Annotated in this window: 16 protein-coding genes; 8 read left to right on the forward strand and 8 right to left on the reverse strand. The window is 69.0% G+C overall.

From position 1 onward, the window contains the following. Positions 1-64: 64 nt before the first annotated feature. The 7 genes from fliF to ACT009_RS07595 all read left to right on the forward strand — a co-directional run bounded on the left by fliF (position 65) and on the right by ACT009_RS07595 (position 8,928). Complete coding sequence (gene fliF, locus ACT009_RS07565; protein ID WP_445193724.1) at positions 65-1,639, forward strand: flagellar basal-body MS-ring/collar protein FliF; 1,575 nt, start codon at positions 65-67, stop codon at positions 1,637-1,639. A 23-nt stretch (positions 1,640-1,662) separates the two neighbouring features. Next, entirely contained in the window at positions 1,663-2,016 is a 354-nt protein-coding gene (gene fliN, locus ACT009_RS07570; protein WP_445193725.1) for a flagellar motor switch protein FliN, read from the forward strand. Next, positions 2,016-2,588: a helix-turn-helix domain-containing protein gene (locus ACT009_RS07575; protein WP_445193726.1), complete on the forward strand. Its 573-nt coding sequence runs from the start codon at positions 2,016-2,018 to the stop codon at positions 2,586-2,588. Before fliN ends, ACT009_RS07575 begins: the two co-directional genes overlap by 1 nt. 10 nt (positions 2,589-2,598) lie before the next feature. Beyond that, a complete protein-coding gene (gene flhA / locus ACT009_RS07580) occupies positions 2,599-4,683 on the forward strand; it encodes a flagellar biosynthesis protein FlhA (protein ID WP_445193727.1) in 2,085 nt (694 codons plus the stop codon). Between the two features lie 1,484 nt (positions 4,684-6,167). Further along, positions 6,168-6,683 carry a flagellar hook-length control protein FliK gene (locus ACT009_RS07585; RefSeq protein WP_445193728.1) on the forward strand — a complete coding sequence of 172 codons (516 nt, stop codon included), beginning with the start codon at positions 6,168-6,170 and terminating at the stop codon, positions 6,681-6,683. Between the two features lie 9 nt (positions 6,684-6,692). Next, positions 6,693-7,367, forward strand: coding sequence for a flagellar hook assembly protein FlgD (locus ACT009_RS07590; RefSeq protein WP_445193729.1), 675 nt, complete (start codon positions 6,693-6,695; stop codon positions 7,365-7,367). 64 nt (positions 7,368-7,431) lie between these two features. Further along, complete coding sequence (locus tag ACT009_RS07595; RefSeq protein ID WP_445193730.1) at positions 7,432-8,928, forward strand: alginate export family protein; 1,497 nt, start codon at positions 7,432-7,434, stop codon at positions 8,926-8,928. A gap of 68 nt (positions 8,929-8,996) precedes the next feature. Here ACT009_RS07595 and ACT009_RS07600 read toward each other — a convergent pair whose 3' ends face one another. Together ACT009_RS07600 and ACT009_RS07605 are read right to left on the reverse strand one after the other, a co-directional pair. After that, positions 8,997-10,592 (reverse strand): carboxyl transferase domain-containing protein, encoded by a 1,596-nt coding sequence (locus ACT009_RS07600; protein ID WP_445193731.1) that lies wholly within the window; start codon positions 10,590-10,592, stop codon positions 8,997-8,999. Positions 10,593-10,737: 145 nt separating this feature from the next. Beyond that, on the reverse strand, positions 10,738-11,904 hold the full coding sequence (locus tag ACT009_RS07605) for an isovaleryl-CoA dehydrogenase (protein ID WP_445193732.1): 1,167 nt from the start codon (positions 11,902-11,904) through the stop codon (positions 10,738-10,740). 127 nt (positions 11,905-12,031) lie between these two features. On the opposite strand from ACT009_RS07605, the gene ACT009_RS07610 reads away from it, so the two are divergent. Beyond that, entirely contained in the window at positions 12,032-12,469 is a 438-nt protein-coding gene (locus ACT009_RS07610; RefSeq protein WP_445193733.1) for a hypothetical protein, read from the forward strand. Between the two features lie 3 nt (positions 12,470-12,472). Here the strand turns inward: ACT009_RS07610 and ACT009_RS07615 are convergent, their stop codons facing one another. The 6 genes from ACT009_RS07615 to ACT009_RS07640 form a co-directional block, all read right to left on the reverse strand. After that, complete coding sequence (locus ACT009_RS07615) at positions 12,473-13,096, reverse strand: 2-dehydro-3-deoxy-6-phosphogalactonate aldolase (RefSeq protein ID WP_445193734.1); 624 nt, start codon at positions 13,094-13,096, stop codon at positions 12,473-12,475. Between the two features lies 1 nt (position 13,097). Then, complete coding sequence (locus ACT009_RS07620; RefSeq protein WP_445193735.1) at positions 13,098-14,015, reverse strand: 2-dehydro-3-deoxygalactonokinase; 918 nt, start codon at positions 14,013-14,015, stop codon at positions 13,098-13,100. A gap of 188 nt (positions 14,016-14,203) precedes the next feature. After that, complete coding sequence (locus ACT009_RS07625) at positions 14,204-15,010, reverse strand: DUF815 domain-containing protein (RefSeq protein ID WP_445193736.1); 807 nt, start codon at positions 15,008-15,010, stop codon at positions 14,204-14,206. A gap of 34 nt (positions 15,011-15,044) precedes the next feature. Beyond that, positions 15,045-16,397 carry a PEP-CTERM-box response regulator transcription factor gene (prsR, locus tag ACT009_RS07630; protein WP_445193737.1) on the reverse strand — a complete coding sequence of 451 codons (1,353 nt, stop codon included), beginning with the start codon at positions 16,395-16,397 and terminating at the stop codon, positions 15,045-15,047. Beyond that, positions 16,394-18,460, reverse strand: coding sequence for an XrtA/PEP-CTERM system histidine kinase PrsK (prsK, locus tag ACT009_RS07635; RefSeq protein ID WP_445193738.1), 2,067 nt, complete (start codon positions 18,458-18,460; stop codon positions 16,394-16,396). Before prsK ends, prsR begins: the two co-directional genes overlap by 4 nt. Next, positions 18,439-19,827, reverse strand: coding sequence for a TIGR03013 family XrtA/PEP-CTERM system glycosyltransferase (locus ACT009_RS07640; protein WP_445194041.1), 1,389 nt, complete (start codon positions 19,825-19,827; stop codon positions 18,439-18,441). The genes prsK and ACT009_RS07640 overlap by 22 nt, the downstream gene beginning before the upstream one ends. Positions 19,828-19,861: the final 34 nt, after the last annotated feature.

The following is a 19,861-nucleotide window of genomic DNA, read 5'->3' on the forward strand; positions in this document are numbered from 1 at the left end:
CCGCCTATAACAACTCCGACGAAGAACGTTTCTGACGGGGTGTCGCTTGGATCAGGTGAGAACAATGGTGGCGCAGATCGGTCGCCAGCGGTTGATCCTGATGGGCGGTGTGGCGGCGGCGTTGCTCGCGGTGCTGGCGATGGTCGCGCTGCGCGGCGACGACGGTAAGCTGGGGTTCCTCTACACCGATCTCGATCCTGCCGCCGCCGAGGTGATGTCGGACAAGCTGAAGGCGCAGAACATCCCCTTCCAGCTGTCCGCGGACGGCACTGCGATCATGGCGCCCGAGGCGAAGCTCGCCGAGCTGCGGATGACGATGGCGGGCGAGAAGCTCGGCGGCAAGATCGGGTATGAGGTGCTCGACCAGGAGGAGCCGTTCGGGGTCAGCGCTACCCGCGCCAAGATGAACGAGACCCGCGCGATCGAGGGCGAACTCGCCCGATCGATCGAGACGCTGCAGAGCGTCACCCGCGCCCGCGTCCACATCGTCATGCCCGAACGCGCGATGTTCGCGACCGACACCGCCAAGGCGAGCGCGGCGGTGACGGTGAAGACCAAGGGTCGCCTGTCCGCCGAGGCGGTACAGTCGGTCCGCTACCTCGTGTCCTCCTCGGTGCCCGAACTCGCCCCCGAATCGGTCTCGGTGGTCGACCAGACCGGCGCGCTGCTCGCCCGGGCCGGCGAGGCCGGGACCGCCGGCTCCGGCGCCGCCGACGAGCGGCAAGCCGCGGTCGAGGCGAAAATGCGCGAAGAGATCGAGGCGCTCGTCCAGCCGATCGTCGGCGAGGGCAAGGTCCGCGCCGAAGTCTCCGCGGATATCGACCGCGACCAGACCCGCGAGGAGTCGGACATGTTCGATCCCGACAAGCAGGTCATCGCGCATCAGGTGACGGTCGGCACCAAGGATCTCAACACCGATACCCAGCCGGGTGCGCAGGCCGCCAGCGTCGGGCAGCAGCTGCCCGAGGCGCAGGCGGTGCCGGCCACGCCGGGCGCGGCGCGCAACGAGACGCATGACGAGACGTCGGAGGATACCACCTACGACAACAGCAAAACTCACAGCGTCGTCCTGCGCGCGCCCGGCAAGATCAAGCGGCTGACCGTCGCGGTGATGATCGACGGCGGCGCCAAGGGGCTGCCCGGCGCGCAGATCCAGCGGCTGCAACGGCTGGTCGAGAACGCGGTCGGCATCGACACCGCGCGCGGCGACAGCGTCGTGATCGAAAGCATGCGCTTCGCCGCGGATCCGTCGCTGGACGACGACAAGCCCGGCCTGATGTCGCGGCTGCCGCTCGACCGCATCGTCGATTTCGCCAAGCTGCTGCTGATCGCGGCGGTCGGACTGGTCGCGCTCAGGATGCTGAAATCGCGGCCGGGCGACCACGACGAGCCAGGCCCCGCCGCGCTGTTGAAGGCGCATCGCGAGGCGCCGGGCGCGCTGTCCGGCCCCGCCGCGCCCAGCGCAGCGCCCGCCGCACCGATGCTGCCCGGCCGGTCGGGCACCGAACTCGACGACGAGATCGCGCTCGCGCAGGTCGACGGCAACGTCAAGCTCAGCGCGATCCAGCGGGTCGGCGACGCGATCGTCGCGTCCCCGCCCGAAGCCGCCTCCGTGATCCGCCAGTGGATGAACGCATGATGGAAACCGACATGATGGAACCAATGACGGACCCGGACCCCTTCGCGATCGCCGAGCAGGAGTCGGTCGCCTTTTTCGAAGAGTTCGCCGAAGACGCCGCCGCCCCGCCCACCTCGGCCAAGCCGGTCAGCGACCTGGTCGATCTCCACGCGGTGCTCGACGTGCCGGTAAGGGTGCGGGCGGTCCTCGGCCGCGCGCGGATGCCGATCGGCGAGCTGCTGCGGCTGAGCGCGGGAATGGTGATCGAGCTCGACCGGCGGGTCGGCGAACCCGTCGACATCTTCGTCAACGACCGGCTGATCGCGCGCGGCGAAGTCGTGCTGATCGACGATGCGCTCGGCATCACCCTTACCGAGATCGTGCAGTCGGAACGCTGATGAGCTTGATGGAGAGGATAACGGTGCGACTGTTGCTGATCGGCGCGCCCGCGACCCAGCTGGCGCGGGCGGCGGAGATGGCGCGCGACGCCGGCGCCGAGGTGGAGGTGGTCGACACCCCCGAGGACGCGATCGACCGTCTCCGCACCACCGTCGCGGGGGTGATCATGATCGACGTCCTGGCCGACGTCGCGAGCTTCATGCGCCATCTGCACCAGGAACGAATCGCCACCCCGGTGCTGGCGTGCGGGATCGACGCGCCCGCCGAACGCGCGGTCGCCGCGATCCGGGCGGGGGCGCGCGACTATCTGCCGCTGCCGCCCGATCGCGAGCTGATCGCGGCGGCGCTCGCCACCACCGCGGCGATGCCGGTCGATGCCGACGGCCAGATCGCCGCGCTGGTCGGGCGCACCGTCGACGACGTCGAACGCGCGCTGATCCTGCGCACGCTGGAGCGCTGCCACGGCAACCGCACCTCGGCATCGGGGATCCTCGGCATTTCGGTACGGACGATGCGCAACAAGCTGAAGACCTTCGTCGAGGCGGGCATCCCCGTCGCCCCGGCGCTTTGACGCCAACGCGATGACTCCCGCCGCGACCTTCCTCCAGCGGATCGGCGCCAATCGCGACATGGCGCTCGCGGTCGGCGTGATCGCGATCATCGGCATGCTGATCCTGCCGCTGCCCGGCTGGATGCTCGATCTCGGCCTGGCGCTGTCGATCACGCTGTCGGTGATGATCCTGATGACCGCGCTGTTCATCGACAAGCCGCTCCAGCTGTCGGCGTTTCCGACGATCCTGCTGATCTCGACGATGCTGCGGCTCGGGCTCAACCTCGCCTCGACCCGGCTGATCCTGGCCCACGGGCACGAGGGCGCGCACGCCGCGGGCGGCGTGATCGCGGCGTTCGGCGAGTTCCTGATCGGCGGCCAGACCGTGATCGGGCTGACGATCTTCATGATCCTGGTGGTGATCAACTTCGTCGTCATCACCAAGGGCGCGGGCCGCATCGCCGAAGTCGCGGCGCGGTTCAGCCTCGATTCGATGCCCGGCAAGCAGATGGCGATCGACGCCGACCTGAACGCCGGCACGATCGACGAGGCGCAGGCCCGCGATCGTCGTGCCGAGGTCGAGGCGGAGAGCGGTTTCTACGGTTCGATGGACGGTGCGTCGAAATTCGTGAAAGGTGACGCGGTCGCCGCGCTGCTGATCACCGCGATCAACGTCGTCGTCGGGCTGATCATGGGCGTCGCGGTACACGGCGTGCCGTTCGCCGAGGCGTTCCACACCTATACGCTGCTGACCGTCGGCGACGGGCTGGTCAGCCAGATCCCCGCGCTGATCGTGTCGATCGCGGCGGGGCTGCTGGTGTCGAAGGGTGGCGTCGTCGGCAAGACCGGCGCGGCGCTCGGCGACCAGCTCGGCCGCTTTCCGAAGGCGTTCGGGATGGTCGCGGTGATGATGGGGCTGCTTGCGATCCTGCCGGGCCTGCCGTTCCTGCCCTTCGCGATCTTCTCGGGGCTGAGCGGCTGGGCGGCCTGGCACCTGGGCCGCACCGCCGACCGGCGCGACGTGCAGGCCCGGATCGACCAGGCCAATGCGGCGACCGCCGCCACCGCGTCCGAGGAACCGATCTCGCGCACGCTGGCGATCGACGCGGTGCGGATCGAGATCGGCTATGCGCTGCTGCCGATCATCAACGAAGCGCAGCGCGAGCCGCGGCTCGACGATCAGGTCCGCGCGCTCCGGCGGCAGATGGCGGTCGAATACGGCTTCGTGCTGCCCGCGGTGCGGATCATCGACAACATGGCGCTGAAGCCCAACGAATATGTCGTCCACATCAAGGAAACCGAGGCGGCGCGCGGCGAGATCCGGCTCGATCGGCTGCTGGTGATCAACCCCGGCGGTGGCCCGCTGTCGCTGCCGGGCGAGCCGACCCGCGAGCCGGTGTTCGACCTGCCGGCGGTGTGGATCGACCGCGAGCTGCGCGACGAGGCCGGCCTGCGCGGGCTGACCGTGGTCGATTGCGGCACGATCATCACCACCCACCTGACCGAGCTGGTGAAGGACAATATCGCCGACCTGCTGAGCTACACCGAGACCCAGAAGCTGCTGAACGAGGTCCACAAGGAATCCGACAAGCTGGTCGCGGACATCGTCCCCGCCAAGATATCGATCTCGGGGGTGCAGCGAATCCTCCAGAACCTGCTCGCCGAGGGGATCTCGATCCGCGACGTGCCGACGATCCTGGAGGGCATCGCCGAGGCGGCGCCGATCACGTCGAACCTCAGCCAGATGACCGAACATGTCCGCGGCCGGCTGGCGCGGCAGATCTCGGCACAGCAATCGCGCGACGGGGCGATCCCGATCGTCACGCTGTCGCCCGAATGGGACGAGGCGTTCGCGGAGAGCATCGTCGGGCACGGCGACGACCGCCAGCTGGCGATGGCGCCGTCGCGGCTCCACGCGTTCCTGGCGGCGGTGCGCGAGACGCTCGATCGGCTGGCGGGCGAGGGCGAGATCCCGTGCCTGCTGACCAACCCCGCGATCCGCCCGTTCGTGCGATCGATCATCGAGCGCGTCCGCCCCGCCACCGTGGTGCTGTCGCAGAACGAGGTCCACGCCCGCGCCCGGATCCGCTCGCTGGGGACGATCGGCCACGCCTGACCGGGGAACGACCCGGTCGATGCGCAATCGTCCTATAATGCAGCATTGGTCGCCTGCGGCCGGAAAGGACATCGATGCCGTCGGTTGCGACCAGCTTCTTCCTACCCCCGGCCCCCGGCGCGGGTGTTCCCGCCGCTACGCCCGCAACGGCGGGTGACTTCGGGCTGGCATTGGCGAACGCGGTGCCCGTGATCCCGGGCAGCCCGACACCGCCGATAGCAACGGTGGCGCTGCCCGGTCTGGCTACTCCGGCGACGCTTAGCGTGCTGAATGACATCGCATCACCACCGGCGACGGCAGCCGCTGCGCAACCAATCATGACGCCGATGCCGGCGCCGACGATCGGACCCAAGTCGCTCCGCGATACGCCACCCGCGATCCTCGTGGTCAGCGAACCGCAGGGCAAGGCGCCGGTGCCCGACGTCGTGCCGCCCGCTCCCGTACCTACCGCCCGCCCGGTCGGGGCGAAAGCACCGCCAGCGATCCTGGTGGTGGGCGACGGTAACATTCCGGCGGACGATGGCGTGCCGGGGGCCGAGGCTCGACCGGCAAGGCCGAAACTAGAGCCCGCTCCCGCGACAAATCCCGGATGGGACGTAACGATCTCGCTTCAACCTGCGGCTGCCGTGCCGGTGCGGGTGCCTGCGTCTCAAATCGTGGCGCCCGGCCCTTCTCAAACGGCGGCGGTTGCCGCGACTGTAGCCGTACAGGCGCCATCGCTTTCCGCCGCGACTGCACCGGTGCGGGTCACGGACACCGGGGAAACACCGCGTCGAGCCGGCGCCGCCGAAGCTTCCGAGAAGGACGCTCCCGTCCCGGATACCGCCACGCTACTCTTGTCGCCGTCACCACCTGCCTCGATCGTCGTGGCCGGGGCGGCGCCCGCCAAGCTCCCGGCGACCGAAGCCTCCTCAGTGGCCGCAGAGCCGGTGACGGCGGAGGCGGAAGCACCGTCGAAGCAGGAGTCCTCGGCTCCCCATCGCCCTGTGTTCCTGCGAACGCAGGAACCCAGGTTAGCGGGCGCGGACGTTGCTGGCCCTGGGCTCCTGCGTCCGCAGGAGCACGGCATCGGCTTGACCGAAATCGCCAACTCCCCCCCGGTCGCAGCTCCAGTGGAAAGGCGCGATGGCGCACCTGCCCGTGATCGGAAAACCGACGAGCTTGTGGCTCCGGCGATCGAGCTAGCGACGGTGATGGACCTGCCGATCGCCATGACGACTGCCCAGCCGATACCCTCGGCGCCAGACCCCGTCTTGCACGCGCCGGCTGCCCCAGTCGCGGAGGCGGAAGCGCCGCCGAGAGCACCCGTTCAAGCCGTCGCTGCCGCTGCCGGCCCATCGCTCGCCGCGGCTCCCGATCCGGCCGGGCCCGTCCCGGTCGCCGCCAAGCCGGCACCGGCCGACTTCGCCTCACACGTGGCGGCACCTGCCGAGCCGCGCGCTGCGGCACCTGCCGCCGTGCAAGACCTCGCGCCGACCGCCCCGATGCCCACCCAGGCCGCGCTCGCGCCCGCCTCACCGCCGGCCACGCCTACCCCGCCCGCTCCCCGCGAGGCCGGCACCGTCGCCGCACAGCCCGGCAAGATCGGCCACGAGATGGGCGTGATCATCGCGCGTCATGCCGCGACCGGCGGGGGCGAGACGATCACCGTCCGCCTCGACCCCAAGGACATGGGGCGCATCGACGTGACGCTGTCGTTCGACGACGACGGGCGGCTCCGCGCGGTGGTGGCGGCGGACAATCCCGCGGCGCTCGATCTGCTGCGCCGCGACAGTGCAGATCTGAACCGCGCGCTGACCGACGCGGGCGTCCGTTCCGATCCGCAGAGCCTGCGGTTCGACACGCGGTCGGGCGGCGGCGAGCAGGCGTCGTCGGGCCAATCCGGGCAGCGCCGCGATCCGGCGCGGGTCCATTTCGGCGACGCCGGGCCGACCGATACGCAGGACGATCCCGATCACCGCCCCCGCGCCGCCAGCGGCCGCATCGACATGATGGCTTGAGGAGTTCCCATGGACGCCACCACCAACACCGTATCCACGCCGACGCCCACCCCCACCGCGAGCAGCACCGCGATGGCGAAAAGCAGCCAGGACTATAACATGTTCCTGAAACTGCTGACGACGCAGATGCAGAACCAGGATCCGTTGAAGCCGATCGAATCGACCGAGTATGCGTCGCAGCTGGCGCAGTTCTCGCAGGTCGAACAGACGATCCAGCAGACCACGACGCTCAACAACATCCTCGCCCAGCTGTCGACCCAGAGCCTGTCGCAGGCGACCGGCCTGATCGGCAACACCGCGCAGTTCGCGAGCGACGTCGCCGGGCTGTCCGACAAGACGCCGCCGAGCTGGGGCTACACCGTCGAGCGCACAGTGGCCTCGCTGAAGGGCACCGTCACCGACGACAAGGGCAAGATCGTCGCGACGCTGCCGATCGACAAGCTCGACCGCACCGGCACGGTCACGTGGAACGGCAAGCTCGCCTCCGGGGAGCAGGCCCCCGCGGGTGCCTACAAGCTCGCGATCGCAGCGACCGACTTCGGTGGCAGCGACGTGCCGGTGACGATCACGTCGAGCGGTGTGGTGTCGGAAGTGGTCAGCACCGCTAATGGCGTGACGCTGGGCGTCAACGGCGTCCAGATGTCGATCGCCAGCCTCGTTAAGCTGACCACCCCGTCAGGCTGAACGCCACCTCCGGCCGGTCGCCCCGTCTGGTCGATCGGCGAGGTCTCGATTACGGAACGCATCCATGCAGATTCACTTCGCCGCGGCAGTGCTTGCCTCCGCCACGATCTTCTTCGGCCAGGCGGCTCACGCCCAGACCGGGCCCACCGCCGCGGTATCGGCGCCGCCGACCGCGACCCAGCCGGTGCCCGCGATCGCGACCGTCTACCCGACGCCTGCGGCCGGGCTCGGCCCGCGGGTCGGGCGCTATTTCCAGTCGCGGTGGGCGGAGGATTGGTCGCGGCTGCGCAACCGCCCCGCGGATGCGCCGCGCGAGTTGTTCGACCCGCTGAAGTTCATCCCGATCGCAGGCGACGGCGCGGTCTATGCGACGCTCAGCGGGGAAAACCGCGTGCGGCTGAACTACGTCACCGATCCCGGGCTTCGCCGCGGTCGCGATCAGGATCAGTTCCTGGTCCGCACCGTGATCGGCGCCGACGTCCATCTCGGCCGTAACCTGCGGGTCTATGGCGAGCTGAACAGTGCGCAGGTGTTCGGCGCCAACCCGCTCGCGATCACGCCCAACCAGCGCAACGCGCTGTTCGTGCAGCAATTGTTCGCCGAGGCGAGCGGGACGATTGGCGGGACGCTGCTCGGTGCGCGCGTGGGGCGGCAGGAGTTCATGGATGGACCGCCGATCCTGATCAACATTCGACCAGCGCCGGATATCTACAGCGTGCTCGACGGCGTCCGCCTGTCGATCAACGGCACCAAGGCGCGCGCGACGCTGTTCAGCTTCAACACCGTCAGGCTCGGCCGCCATGCGTTCGACGACCCGACCAATCCCGACGAGGGCATCGACGGCGCCACCACCAGCTTCGTCGTCCCGGCGTTCGCGGGGGCGAAGCTGTTCTTCGACCCGTTCGTCTTCCGGTATCACAAGGCGGCGCAGCGCTGGGGCACGACGGTCGGCCGCGAACACCGCAGCTTCTACGGCGCGCGGCTGTGGGGCACGATCGGCGACGGGACGATCGACATCACCGCGCTGGGCCAGGGCGGCAGCTTCGCAGGGCGCGACATCGACGCGCAGGCGGTGTTCACCAATCTCGGCTACCTGCTCGACAAGGGCGCGCTGCATCCACGCGTCGGGCTGCACGTCGACGTCACCTCCGGCGGGGGCGCCTACGGCACCGGGCCGCTGCGCAACTTCAACTATTTCTATGCGCCCGCACCCTATTTCAGCTGGGGGGTGTTCTTCGGCCCGACCAACCTCAAGACGGTCGGACCCAATTTCCGGATCACGCCCGCCAAGGGACTGACCCTCACCACCGAAATCGAATGGCTCCGCCGCAGCAACGAATTCGATGCGGTCTACAACAACCAGGGCAACCCCTATGCCGGCACCCAGCGGGTCCGCGGCAAGGACATCGGCGAATTGCTGCGCGTCGACCTGAAATGGGAGATCGGCAAGCATCTGACCGGCGCGATCTGGGCGGAGCACCTGCGCGCGGGATCGGTCCTGACACGGGCCGGGTTCAACGATACGAACTATGTCGGGGTGGAGACGGCGTTCCGGTTCTGAGGGGCTACGCCGACTTGGCGTTGAGCCTTGCGGAGGGTCGCAAGGCCGAACCGCAGCCTCCCAGTTCCCTACATCCTGAAAACCCCGAAATTCGCCCGCTCCGGCACCGGTGCGTTCAACGCCGCGGCCAGCGCCAAGCCCAGCACGTCACGGGTCTGCGCCGGGTCGATGATGCCGTCGTCCCACAGCCGCGCGGTTGCGTGCCAGGGGTTGCCCTCGTCCTCGTATTTCGCGCGGATCGGCGCCTTGAACGCCTCGGCTTCCTCCGCGCTCCACTTGTCCGCATCGCGGTGCACGGTAGCGAGGACGCTGGCGGCCTGCTCGCCGCCCATCACGCTGATCCGGCTGTTCGGCCAGCTGAACAGGAAGCGTGGCGAATAGGCGCGGCCGCACATCCCGTAGTTGCCGGCGCCGAAGCTGCCGCCGATCAGCACCGTCAGCTTCGGCACGCTGGCAGTGGCGACCGCGGTGACGAGCTTGGCGCCGTGTTTGGCGATCCCCTCCGCCTCGTAGCGGCCACCGACCATGAAGCCGGAGATGTTCTGGAGGAACAGCAGCGGGATACGTCGCTGGCAGGCGAGCTCGATGAAATGGGCGCCCTTTTGCGCGCTTTCGCTGAACAACACGCCGTTATTGGCGAGGATCGCTACCGGCATTCCGTGGATGTGCGCGAAGCCGCAGACCAGCGAGGTGCCGTACAGCGCCTTGAATTCGTGCAGGTCGGATCCGTCGACGATCCGCGCGATCACCTCATGCACGTCGTACGGCGCGCGGACATCGTCGGGGACGATCCCGTAGAGCTCCTCCGCGGCGAACATCGGCGCGCGGACCGGCAGGGCGTTGACGTCGGGCATCGGCTGCGGCTGCAGGGTCGCGACGATGTCGCGCACGATCGTCAGCGCATGATCGTCATTCTCGGCGACGTGATCGACCACGCCCGACCGGCGGCCATGGGTATCGGCGCCGCCCAGTTCCTCCGCCGAGATCACCTCGCCGGTCGCCGCCTTCACCAGTGGCGGGCCGGCCAGGAAGATCGTGCCCTGACCGCGAACGATGATCGTCTCGTCCGACATCGCGGGCACATAGGCGCCGCCGGCGGTGCAGCTGCCCATCACGCACGCGATCTGCGGGATGCCGAGGCTGCTCATCTGCGCCTGGTTGAAGAAGATCCGCCCGAAATGGTCACGGTCGGGAAACACCTCCGCCTGGTGCGGCAGGTTGGCGCCGCCGCTGTCGACCAGGTAGATGCACGGGAGGCGGTTCTCCATCGCGATCTCCTGCGCGCGCAGGTGCTTCTTGACGGTCAGCGGGTAGTAGGTGCCGCCCTTCACCGTCGCGTCGTTGCAGACGATCATGACCTGGCGGCCGACGACCCGGCCGATACCGGCGATCATTCCGGCGCCCGGCACCTCGTCGTCGTAAAGCCCGTTCGCGGCGAGCTGCCCGATCTCGAGGAACGAACTGCCCGGATCGAGCAGCCGCTCGACGCGGTCGCGGGGCAGCAGCTTGCCGCGGTCGGTGTGCCGCGCGCGCGACTTCTCGTTGCCGCCCAGCGCCGCGCGGGCGACGTCGCTGCGAAGCCGCTCGGCCAGAGCACGGTTATGTGCCGCGTTAGCGCGGAAGGCGTCGCCGTCGATGGCGAGCGCAGTGGTCAGACGGGTCACCAACTCCTCCCCGGCACGGGGAGGTGGCGCGGCGAAGCCGTGCCGGAGGGGGTTATCCGCGGACGCAGCGCTCGCGTTGAGCCCCCTCCACCATTCGCTGCCCGAACGGTCCCCCTCCCCGTGCCGGGGAGGATCAGACCGCCGCTCATTGCGCCACCTTGGGCGCCGCGCCGATCAGCTCGCGCCCGATCAGCATTCGCCGGATCTCGTTGGTGCCAGCGCCGATATCGAGCAGCTTGGCGTCGCGCATGAAGCGTTCGACCGGCCAGTCCTTGGTATAGCCAGCGCCGCCAAGCGCCTGGATCGCCTCCAGCGACACCTTCACCGCGCTCTCGCTGGCCAGCAGGATCGCGCCTGCCGCGTCGAATCGCGTGGTCTTCCCCGCGTCGCAGCTACGCGCCACCGCATAGACATAGGCGCGCGCCGAATTCAGCGCGACGTACATGTCGGCGACCTTGGCCTGCATCAGCTGGAAGCCGCCGATCGGCTGCCCGAACTGGTTGCGTTCGCGGATGTAGGGCAGCACCACGTCGAGGCACGCCTGCATGATCCCGAGCTGGATGCCCGCGAGCACCGCGCGCTCGTAATCGAGCCCGCTCATCAGCACCCCGACCCCGCCGTTCAGCGGCCCCATCACCTGGGCTTCCGACACGTGGCAGTCGTCGAACACCAGCTCCGCGGTGGGGCTGCCGCGCATGCCCATCTTGTCGATCTTCTGCCCGATCGAGAAGCCGGGCATGTCCTTTTCGATCAGGAAGGCGGTGATGCCGCGGCTGCCCTCGCCGGTCTTGGCATAGACCACCAGCGTGTCGGCATAGGCGGCGTTGGTGATCCAGAACTTGGTGCCGTTGAGCACATAGCCGTCGCCCGACCGATCGGCGCGCAGCTTCATCGATACCACGTCGGAGCCCGCGCCCGCCTCTGACATCGCGAGGCTGCCGACATGCTCGCCCGACACCAGCTTGGGCAGGTATTTGGCCTTCTGCTCCGCGCTTGCCCAGCGCGCGATCTGGTTGACGCACAGGTTGGAATGCGCGCCGTAGCTCAGCCCGATCGAGGCGGACGCGCGGCTGACCTCCTCGATCGCGACGACATGGTCGAGATAGCCGAGCCCGAGCCCACCATACTCCTCCGGCACCGTGATCCCGTGCAGCCCGAGCGCGCCCATCTCCGGCCACAGCTCGCGCGGAAACCAGTCGTCGGCGTCGATCCGGGCGGCAAGCGGCGCGATACGCTCGCGGGAGTAGCGGTGCGTCGTCTCGCGGATCATATCGGCGGTCTCGCCGAGCGCGAAATCGAAGTCGGGCGACATCCTGTTCTCCAAAACACTCTGTCCGACGTCTGGCGCCGGTGTACGCCCGCGTTACCCGCGACGCGGTGGAAAGGGAATGTCGGGACGCGTTATCGGGTACTTAATCCAAATCTAATAACCCTGAGGAATGTCCACCACCGACCTTTTCGCCCGCTGTCACGATCATCAGGCGCACGCGCTGGCGGGCATCAGCCTCACCAAGTCGCTGATCGAAACGTCGTTCGACGGGTATGACGAGGCCGCGATGGCGACTGCACGGGGGGAACTGGGCGAGGCGCTGGCGTCGTATCAGCAGCTGAAGCACGAAGGCATCTTCGACCCCGCGATCGTCAGCGGCGATGCCGCGCGCGCGGATCGTGCCCGGATGATGAAGGTGGCGTGCATCGCCGCCGGCGAGGAATATCGGCAATTCGTCGATCACTGGACTCGGGTGTCGGGGCATGATCGCTGGCCAGAATATAGGCTGTCGACGCTCAACCTGATCAAGCGGCTGCGCGATCATATCGACACCGAACGTGCTGCGCTGGACGATCTCGCGACGATGTACCCGCCGACGCCGCGGTAACGATCAGCCTGCGCGGTAGGCGGCGACGATCTCGCGCGCGCGCCGGCCGACTTCCTCCGCGGTGAAGCCTGGCTTGTACAGCTCGCCGCCGATCCCGAAGCCCGCCGCGCCCGCCGCCCGCCAGCGCGCCAGATCCGGTGCGCCGACCCCGCCGACCGCGAGCAGCTTGGTCCCCGCAGGCAGGACTGCGGACAATGCCTTGATGTGATCGGGTCCGTAGGTGGCGGCAGGGAACAGCTTCAGATGGCGCGCGCCCGCGGCGACCGCCTGGAACGCCTCGGTCGCGGTCGCGAAGCCGGGCAGCACCACCATCCCGCGCCCGACCGCATGCGCGATCACCGCGGGATCGGTGTTTGGGGTCACGATCAGCGTGCCACCCGCCGCCGCGACCTGGTCGACCGCCGCGGGCGACAGCACCGTGCCCGCGCCGACCAGCGCCCGACTTGCGCAGGCCTTCGCCAGCCGTGCGATGCTGTCGAATGGGTCTGGGGAATTGAGCGGCACCTCGATCAGCCGGATCCCGGCATCGATCAACGCCTCCGCGATCGCAACCACCTCGTCTGGCGTCACCCCGCGCAGGATCGCGACCAGCGGCAGATCGGCAAGCAGGGTTTCGAGATCGATCACGTCATTCTCCCAACAAGCCGGCGGCTGCGACGAGCGCTCCGAGCCCAGCGAGCGCCGCGGCGTCGCCGTCGACCGATACCGCATCGACCCCCGCGTGCGCCAACGCCGCCGCATAGCCCTTGCCGAGCGCGGGCGCACCAACAACGATCACCGGCCCCGGCGCGGGCAACAGATCGAGCATCCCAGCGACGTCCGCGCCGATCGTCACGCCCGACAGGAACGACAGCGCGTCGCCCGCGGTCATCCGCTCGCGAAGCCGCCGGCTGCGTGCCTCGAACAGCAGATGCCCGAGCGCCGGGCGCCGCGGATCGAACGCGCGGTCGACGCCCAGCGCGAACGCGTCGTCGACGGCGGGTGTCAGCCCTGCGGTGTCGCGGCCGAGCACGCTGTGGTCGCGCAGGGTCGCGAACAGCTCGCCCGTTACCGTGGTGTGGAAGCGGACGACCCGTCCGTCCTCGACCAGCGCCCATTTGTTGTGCGTGCCGGGCAGGCAAAACAGATGCCGCCCGACGTCGCGATCGCGCGACAGCGCGACCGCGCCGAGGATCTGGGTCTCCTCGCCCCGCATCACGTCGGGCGCGCCGAGCATATTCTCACAAGCTAGCCCCGGCGCGATCGCGACCGATCGCCCGTCATGATCGAACCGCACCAGCCCAGCCGCGAGCCGATCGACGTCCACCGGACAATCGAGATAGGGCGTCTCCACCCACCCGAGCGTCGAGCCGACCATGCCGCACAGCACGGCGGGCGTGGTTCGATGGTGGGTCCATTCGGCGATGGCGGTCGCGAAGGCACTCGCGGGATCCGACGTTTGCGCGACGCCCGGCCCCTCCGAACGCGCGATTACCTCGCCGTTCCGGCAAAGCGCGAGCCGGAGCCGGGTGGTGCCCCAATCGCCCGCGATGAAGGTTCCGGTCATTGGCGGATGGTCCTCGGGATAGGTGGGTGGCTCATAAACGGCTCAGCGTAACTCGGTCTACAACGCTGCCGGCAGCAACGCTCGAACCAGTCGTGTTCCTGCGAACCCAGACCCAGAGTGACCGGGTGATGGCTCTGGTGGCCCTCCTGCGTTCGCGAGAGCACGTGGAGATCGGTCGGCACCGTCCCCTACCCGTCCAACGACCGCCCGGCGCGTCCGGCCAGATCGACGACGAATTGCCACGCAATCCGCCCAGACCGGCTCCCCCGCCTCGTCGCCCATTCGGTCGCTGCCGCCGGCTCGAAGCTCAAGCCATGCCGCTGCGCATACGCTGCGACGATCGCCAGATACCCATCCTGGTCGAGTGCATGGAAGCCGAGGCTGATCCCGAAGCGGTCGGCGAGCGCGAGGTGATCGTCGACCGCATCGCGCGGATTGATCGCGCTTTGCTGCTCGGCGATGTCGCGCGGCACGAGGTGACGGCGGTTAGCGGTCACCAGCAGCCGCGCATTGCTCGGCCGTGCCTCCGCCCCGCCTTCCAGCAGCGAACGGAGCGTGCGGGCATCGGCGGGCATGTCGAAGCCCAGATCGTCGATGAACAGCGCAAAGGATCGCCGTATCGGCTCCAGCATCGCGAACAGCCGCGGCAGGCTGTCGATCGTCGCGACCTCGATCAGCGCGAGTGCGTCGCTGTCGGCCTGCACCGCGGCGACCGCGCTCTTGACCAGCGCCGACTTGCCGGTGCCGCGTGCGCCCCACAGCAGCACGTCCTGCGCCGCCGCGCCGCGTGCCAGCCGCGCGAGGTTCTCGACCAACACCGCCTTCTGCCGGTCGACCCCGATCAGCAGATCGAGCGGCAGCGGTGCGAACCGGTCGGCGACGCGCAGCGCGTCGTCGCGCCAGACATAGGCCGGATGCGCATCCAGCGCCGGCGGTGCCGGGCGTGGCGGCGACAGCCGCTCAAGGGCGGCGGCGATACGCTCCAGAGGATCCATTGCGCCGCCCTAGCGAGCGCGGGCGGGCCCGTCATTAGGCATGGAGATCGTAGCTTTTCAGCAGGTCGTACAGCGTCGGCCGGCTGATCCCGAGCAATCGCGACGCGCTCGAGATGTTGCCGTCGGCGCGCGACAGCGCCTGGCGGATCGCGCGGCGGTCGGCAAGTTCGCGAACGTGGCGCAGGTTGAGCGGCACCGGCTCGGTGGCCTTGCCCTCCAGATCGAGATCGGCGGCGCAGATCAGCTTGCCGTCGGCCATGATCACCGCGCGCTTGATCCGGTTCTCCAGCTCGCGGACGTTGCCCGGCCATGCCCAGGCGTCGATCGCCGCGCGGGCATCGGGCGCGAGACCGGTCACCGCGACATTCATCGCCTTGGCATATCGGGTGACGAAATGCCGGGCGAGCAGCCCGGCGTCGCCGGGGCGTTCGGCCAGCGAGGGGATCGGCACGACGATCTCCGCCAGCCGGTAGTAGAGATCCTCGCGGAATCGCCCTTCGGCGACCATCGCGTCGATATCCTGATGCGTCGCGCAGACGATCCGCGTGTCGACGGGGATCGCGGCACGCCCGCCGATCCGCTCGATCACGCGTTCCTGCAGGAAACGTAGCAGCTTGACCTGGAGCGGCAGCGGCACGTCGCCGATCTCGTCGAGGAACAGCGTGCCGCCCTGCGCCTGTTCGATCTTGCCCGGCGTCGTCTTGACCGCACCGGTGAAGGCGCCTTTCTCGTGCCCGAACAGCTCGCTTTCGAGCAGCGTGTCGGGGATCGCGGCGCAGTTGATCGCGACGAACGCGCCGCGCGACCGCCGCGACAGATCGTGGAGACCACGCGCCAGGATTTCCTTGCCGGTGCCGCTCGCGCCGAGCAGCATCACCGACACGTCGGCGGGCGCGACGCGTTCGATCGTCCGCACCACCTTCGCCATCTCGGCGGAGCCGGAAATCAGCCCGGTGAGGCCGTGCTCGCTCGCGCGGGCGGCCAAGCGGCGGTTCTCGGCCTCCAGCGCATGGACGTGGAAGGCGCGCGCCACGATCAGCCCGAGCGCATCGATGTCGATCGGCTTGGCGTAGAAGTCCCACGCGCCGTCCGCGATCGCCTTCAATGCCGACTCGCGCGCGCCGTGCCCCGATGCGACGATCACCTTGGTGTCGGGCTTGAGGCTGAGGATCTCGGCAAGCGTCGCGAAACCTTCGGTGACGCCGTCGGGATCGGGCGGCAGGCCGAGATCGAGCGTCACCACCGCGGGTTCGTGCGCGCGGATCGCCTCGATCGCCTCGATCCGGGTCGCGGCGGTGACGATCTCATAGCCTTCATAGGCCCAGCGCAGCTGGCGTTGCAGCGCGGTGTCGTCCTCGACGATCAGCAGGACGGGTTTGACGGTCATGCGGCACTCTCCAGGGCCGGGGCGGCGGGCAGCAGCAGGCGGAAACGGGTGCCCTCGCCTTCGCGGCTGTCGACCGCGATCGATGCGCCCATCGCCTCGATCAGTTGGCGCGCCTCGTAGGCGCCGATGCCGAAGCCGCCCGGCTTCGACGAGGCGAAGGGGCGGAACAGCTGGTCGCGGACGAAGGCCGGGCTCATCCCGCAGCCGCGATCGACGATCTCGACCGCGACGCTGCTTGGGGTCTGCACGATCTCGACGCTCACGATCGCGTCGCTCGCGCTTGCCTCCACCGCATTCTGGATAAGGTGGCCGAGCACCTGTTCGAGCCGTCCCGGCTGCGCGCACGCAACCCCCGACCCGCGCACCTCGACCGCCTGCTGCGCCTGCCGCGCGACCGCGACGCGCAACGCCAGCGCGGCGACGTCTACCGGCTGGGCCGCTTCGGCCAGCGGCTGGTGATGCTGCGACAGCCGCGCGAGGAGCGCGTTCATCCGGGTCGCCGAGTCCTGCAAGGTGGCGACCATGTCGGTACGGAATGCCGGGTTGTCGGCATGCTTTTCCGCGTTGCGTGCGACCAACGTCAGGCCGCTGACAAGGTTCTTGATGTCGTGGAGGATGAAGGCGAAGCGGCGATTGAATTCGTCGAACCGCGCCGCGTCGGCAAGCTTGGCGTGGGCACGATCCTCGGCGAGGTAGCTCGCCGCCTGCCGCCCGGCAACGCGCAGCAGGTCCAGGTCCTCCCAATCCAGCGCGCGGTCGACCGGCGGCCGCGCAAGCAGGATCGCGCCGACCAGGCTGGTGCCGTGCAGCAGCGGCACAATCGCCCAGGCGTCGCGGCGCTCGCGGATCCAGCCGGGCACGATCGCGGCCTCCTCGCCGTCGGGCGCGGCACGCACCGCATCGAGCTCGACGATCCGTGCGGTGACCGCCAGGTGCCGCGCCAAGCGGTCGTCGCTGTCGGCGGGCGGACGATCGTTCCACTTCCATGCGGCGCCCGCCTCCAGCGTACCGCCGGCCGCCACGAGGAGCAGTCCCGATGGTGAGTCGGTCAGGTCCGCGACCGCCTTAACGATCCGCTCCGCCAGCGGCGCGGCGCCCTCCCCCGGCGTGCCCAGCGTCTCGGTGAAACGCTGCCACTCGGCGCGATAGTCGTAGCGATGCCGGAAGAAATGCTTGGCGACCTTCACCTTGGTCCAGGCGCGCAGCCAGGGCGTCGAGACCAGCGTCAGCAGCGCGGCGGTGGTGCCGAACACCGCGGCAGCCTGGAGGATGCGGCCATTGGGCCCGCCGAGCCGATCGGCGAGACCGATCAGCAGCAGGGTCAATACCGCGTAGAGCGCCAGCCCGATGACCGACAGCGATCGCATCGCGACGGTGCGCGACATGCTGAGCGACCAGTCGCCGCCACGATGCGCCGCCAGCGCGAACACCAAGGCGGCACCCGCCATGCCGAACCCGCGCATCACGATCAGCGGCGCCAGCCAGACGCCGCTCGCATAGCCCGCGGCGAACACCGCGGCGTCGAGGGTCCACATCGTCGCAAGCGCCGCGACGGTCGGGCGGATCCAGCCCCGCGCGGCCGGGCCGGCGATGCCGTGAAGGTGACGGACGAGCAGCAGCGCGGCGACCGCGCCCATCATCCGCAGGCCCAGCCGCGTCTCGGTCAACGCCGCCAGCGTCTTGGCGTCGAACGGGCGGGTCTCCACCACCGCGATTCCCGCGGCCCCGACCGCGAGCAGGATCGCCATGGCATAGACCGCGAGCACCGACGCCTCGCCGACCCGCGCCGGTTGATCGGCCCGGCGCACCAGCGCGAGCATGAACGCCAGCCAGGCGATGTTGCGGATGCTGGCGGCGACCCGCGCGGCGACGTCGTGCGGATCGATCCCCGCGACCGCCAGCGCCCACAGCGCCGAGGCGGTGAGCGCGAGCACGAAAGTCTTCTGCGGCCAGCCCCGATCGGGATTGCGCCACTGGCCGAGCGCGAGCAGCCCGAACAGCAGCGCGGCGAGCGCATGGCCCCAGACGGTCAGCGGCGCGATCACCGCGCGCCGGCCGGCCACAACACGACCCTGAGCGTCTGCAACAGGATCAGCAGGTCGAGGAACGGCGAATAGTTCTTGGCGTAATAAAGGTCGTATTCGAGCTTGTTGCGCGCATCGTCGATCGACGCGCCATAAGGATAATTGATTTGCGCCCAGCCGGTGATGCCGGGCTTCACCATGTGGCGTTCGGCATAATAGGGCAGATGCTGTTCGAGCTCGTCGACGAACTGCGGCCGTTCGGGACGCGGGCCGACGAAGCTCATCTGGCCCTTCAGCACCGTCCAGGTCTGCGGCAATTCATCGATCCGCACCTTTCTGATGAACCGCCCGATCCGCGTGATCCGCGGATCGTCGCGCTCCGCCCAGACCGCCTTGCCCGCGACCTCCGCATCCTGCCGCATCGACCGGAGCTTCAGAATGTCGAAGCTCTCATTATAGAGCCCGACGCGACGCTGCCGGTAGAAGGCAGGGCCTTTCGACTCGAGTCTGATCGCGATCGCGGTGGCGACGATCAGCGGCAGCGTCAGTACCAGTAGCGACAGGCTGGCGACGATGTCGAACGCGCGCTTGAAGATCGTCGACAGCATCATTCCCGACGAGAAACCGTCGGAGAAGATCAGCCAGGACGGATTGACGCTGTTGAGATCGATGCGGCCGGTCTGGCGTTCGAGGAAGGTGGAGATCTCGCTGACCGTGACCCCGGTGGTCTTCACCCGCAGCAGATCGGCGAGCGGCAGCGCGTTGCGACGTTCCTCCAGCGCCAGCACGACTTCGGTCGCGCCGATGTCGACGATGTGCGCGGCGAGGTTGGGGATGGCGTCGCGCCGGATCGCGCCGGCGACGACCGGAGCCCCGTCCGACATCGCGACGAAGCCGGCGGCGACGAAATTGATGCCGGGCTGCTGCGACAGCTCGCGGATCCGCTCCGCCCTCGATCCGGCACCGAGGACGAGCACCCGCCGCTTGAACGTCTCCCCGCCGAGCACCCGGCCGAGCAGAGCGCGGATCACCACGAGGAACACCGTCGCGATCAGCATCGAATAGAACAGGTTCGATCGCCAGAAGGTCAGCGACGGCACGAAAAAGAAGATCAGCGACAGCAGGATCACGCCGAGCGAGATCGCCACCACCAGTCGCGCCGCGGCGAAGCGCAGCGACAGGAACGATCCGACGCCGTAGGCGCCGACCGCGACCAGCGCGATCTGCAACGATGCCGCGAACGACAGCAGCTGCGGAATGCGGGTGTAGATCGGCTCGACCACCATGCCGATCTGGCCGGCGCGGAACACCCAGCCGATCTCCGCCGCGGCCATCAACAGCACGCCGTCGACCAGACCCAGCAGCAACACCGCGTGCGGTACGTAATGCTTGAACAGCCGGATCATGCCGTGGGTGCGCTCCATCAACGGGTTGTAAAGG

The sequence above is a fragment of the Sphingomonas sp. Tas61C01 genome (genome assembly GCF_052567495.1).

Bases quoted from the DNA above. Each gene is read 5' to 3' on its own strand.
- fliF (WP_445193724.1), top strand. From the start codon at position 65: ATGGTGGCGCAGATCGGTCGCCAGCGGTTGATCCTGATGGGCGGTGTG.
- fliN (WP_445193725.1), top strand. From the start codon at position 1,663: ATGACGGACCCGGACCCCTTCGCGATCGCCGAGCAGGAGTCGGTCGCC.
- ACT009_RS07575 (WP_445193726.1), top strand. From the start codon at position 2,016: ATGAGCTTGATGGAGAGGATAACGGTGCGACTGTTGCTGATCGGCGCG.
- flhA (WP_445193727.1), top strand. From the start codon at position 2,599: ATGACTCCCGCCGCGACCTTCCTCCAGCGGATCGGCGCCAATCGCGAC.
- ACT009_RS07585 (WP_445193728.1), top strand. From the start codon at position 6,168: ATGCCCACCCAGGCCGCGCTCGCGCCCGCCTCACCGCCGGCCACGCCT.
- ACT009_RS07590 (WP_445193729.1), top strand. From the start codon at position 6,693: ATGGACGCCACCACCAACACCGTATCCACGCCGACGCCCACCCCCACC.
- ACT009_RS07595 (WP_445193730.1), top strand. From the start codon at position 7,432: ATGCAGATTCACTTCGCCGCGGCAGTGCTTGCCTCCGCCACGATCTTC.
- ACT009_RS07605 (WP_445193732.1), bottom strand. From the start codon at position 11,904: ATGTCGCCCGACTTCGATTTCGCGCTCGGCGAGACCGCCGATATGATC.
- ACT009_RS07610 (WP_445193733.1), top strand. From the start codon at position 12,032: ATGTCCACCACCGACCTTTTCGCCCGCTGTCACGATCATCAGGCGCAC.
- ACT009_RS07620 (WP_445193735.1), bottom strand. From the start codon at position 14,015: ATGACCGGAACCTTCATCGCGGGCGATTGGGGCACCACCCGGCTCCGG.
- ACT009_RS07625 (WP_445193736.1), bottom strand. From the start codon at position 15,010: ATGGATCCTCTGGAGCGTATCGCCGCCGCCCTTGAGCGGCTGTCGCCG.
- prsR (WP_445193737.1), bottom strand. From the start codon at position 16,397: ATGACCGTCAAACCCGTCCTGCTGATCGTCGAGGACGACACCGCGCTG.
- ACT009_RS07640 (WP_445194041.1), bottom strand. From the start codon at position 19,827: ATGATCCGGCTGTTCAAGCATTACGTACCGCACGCGGTGTTGCTGCTG.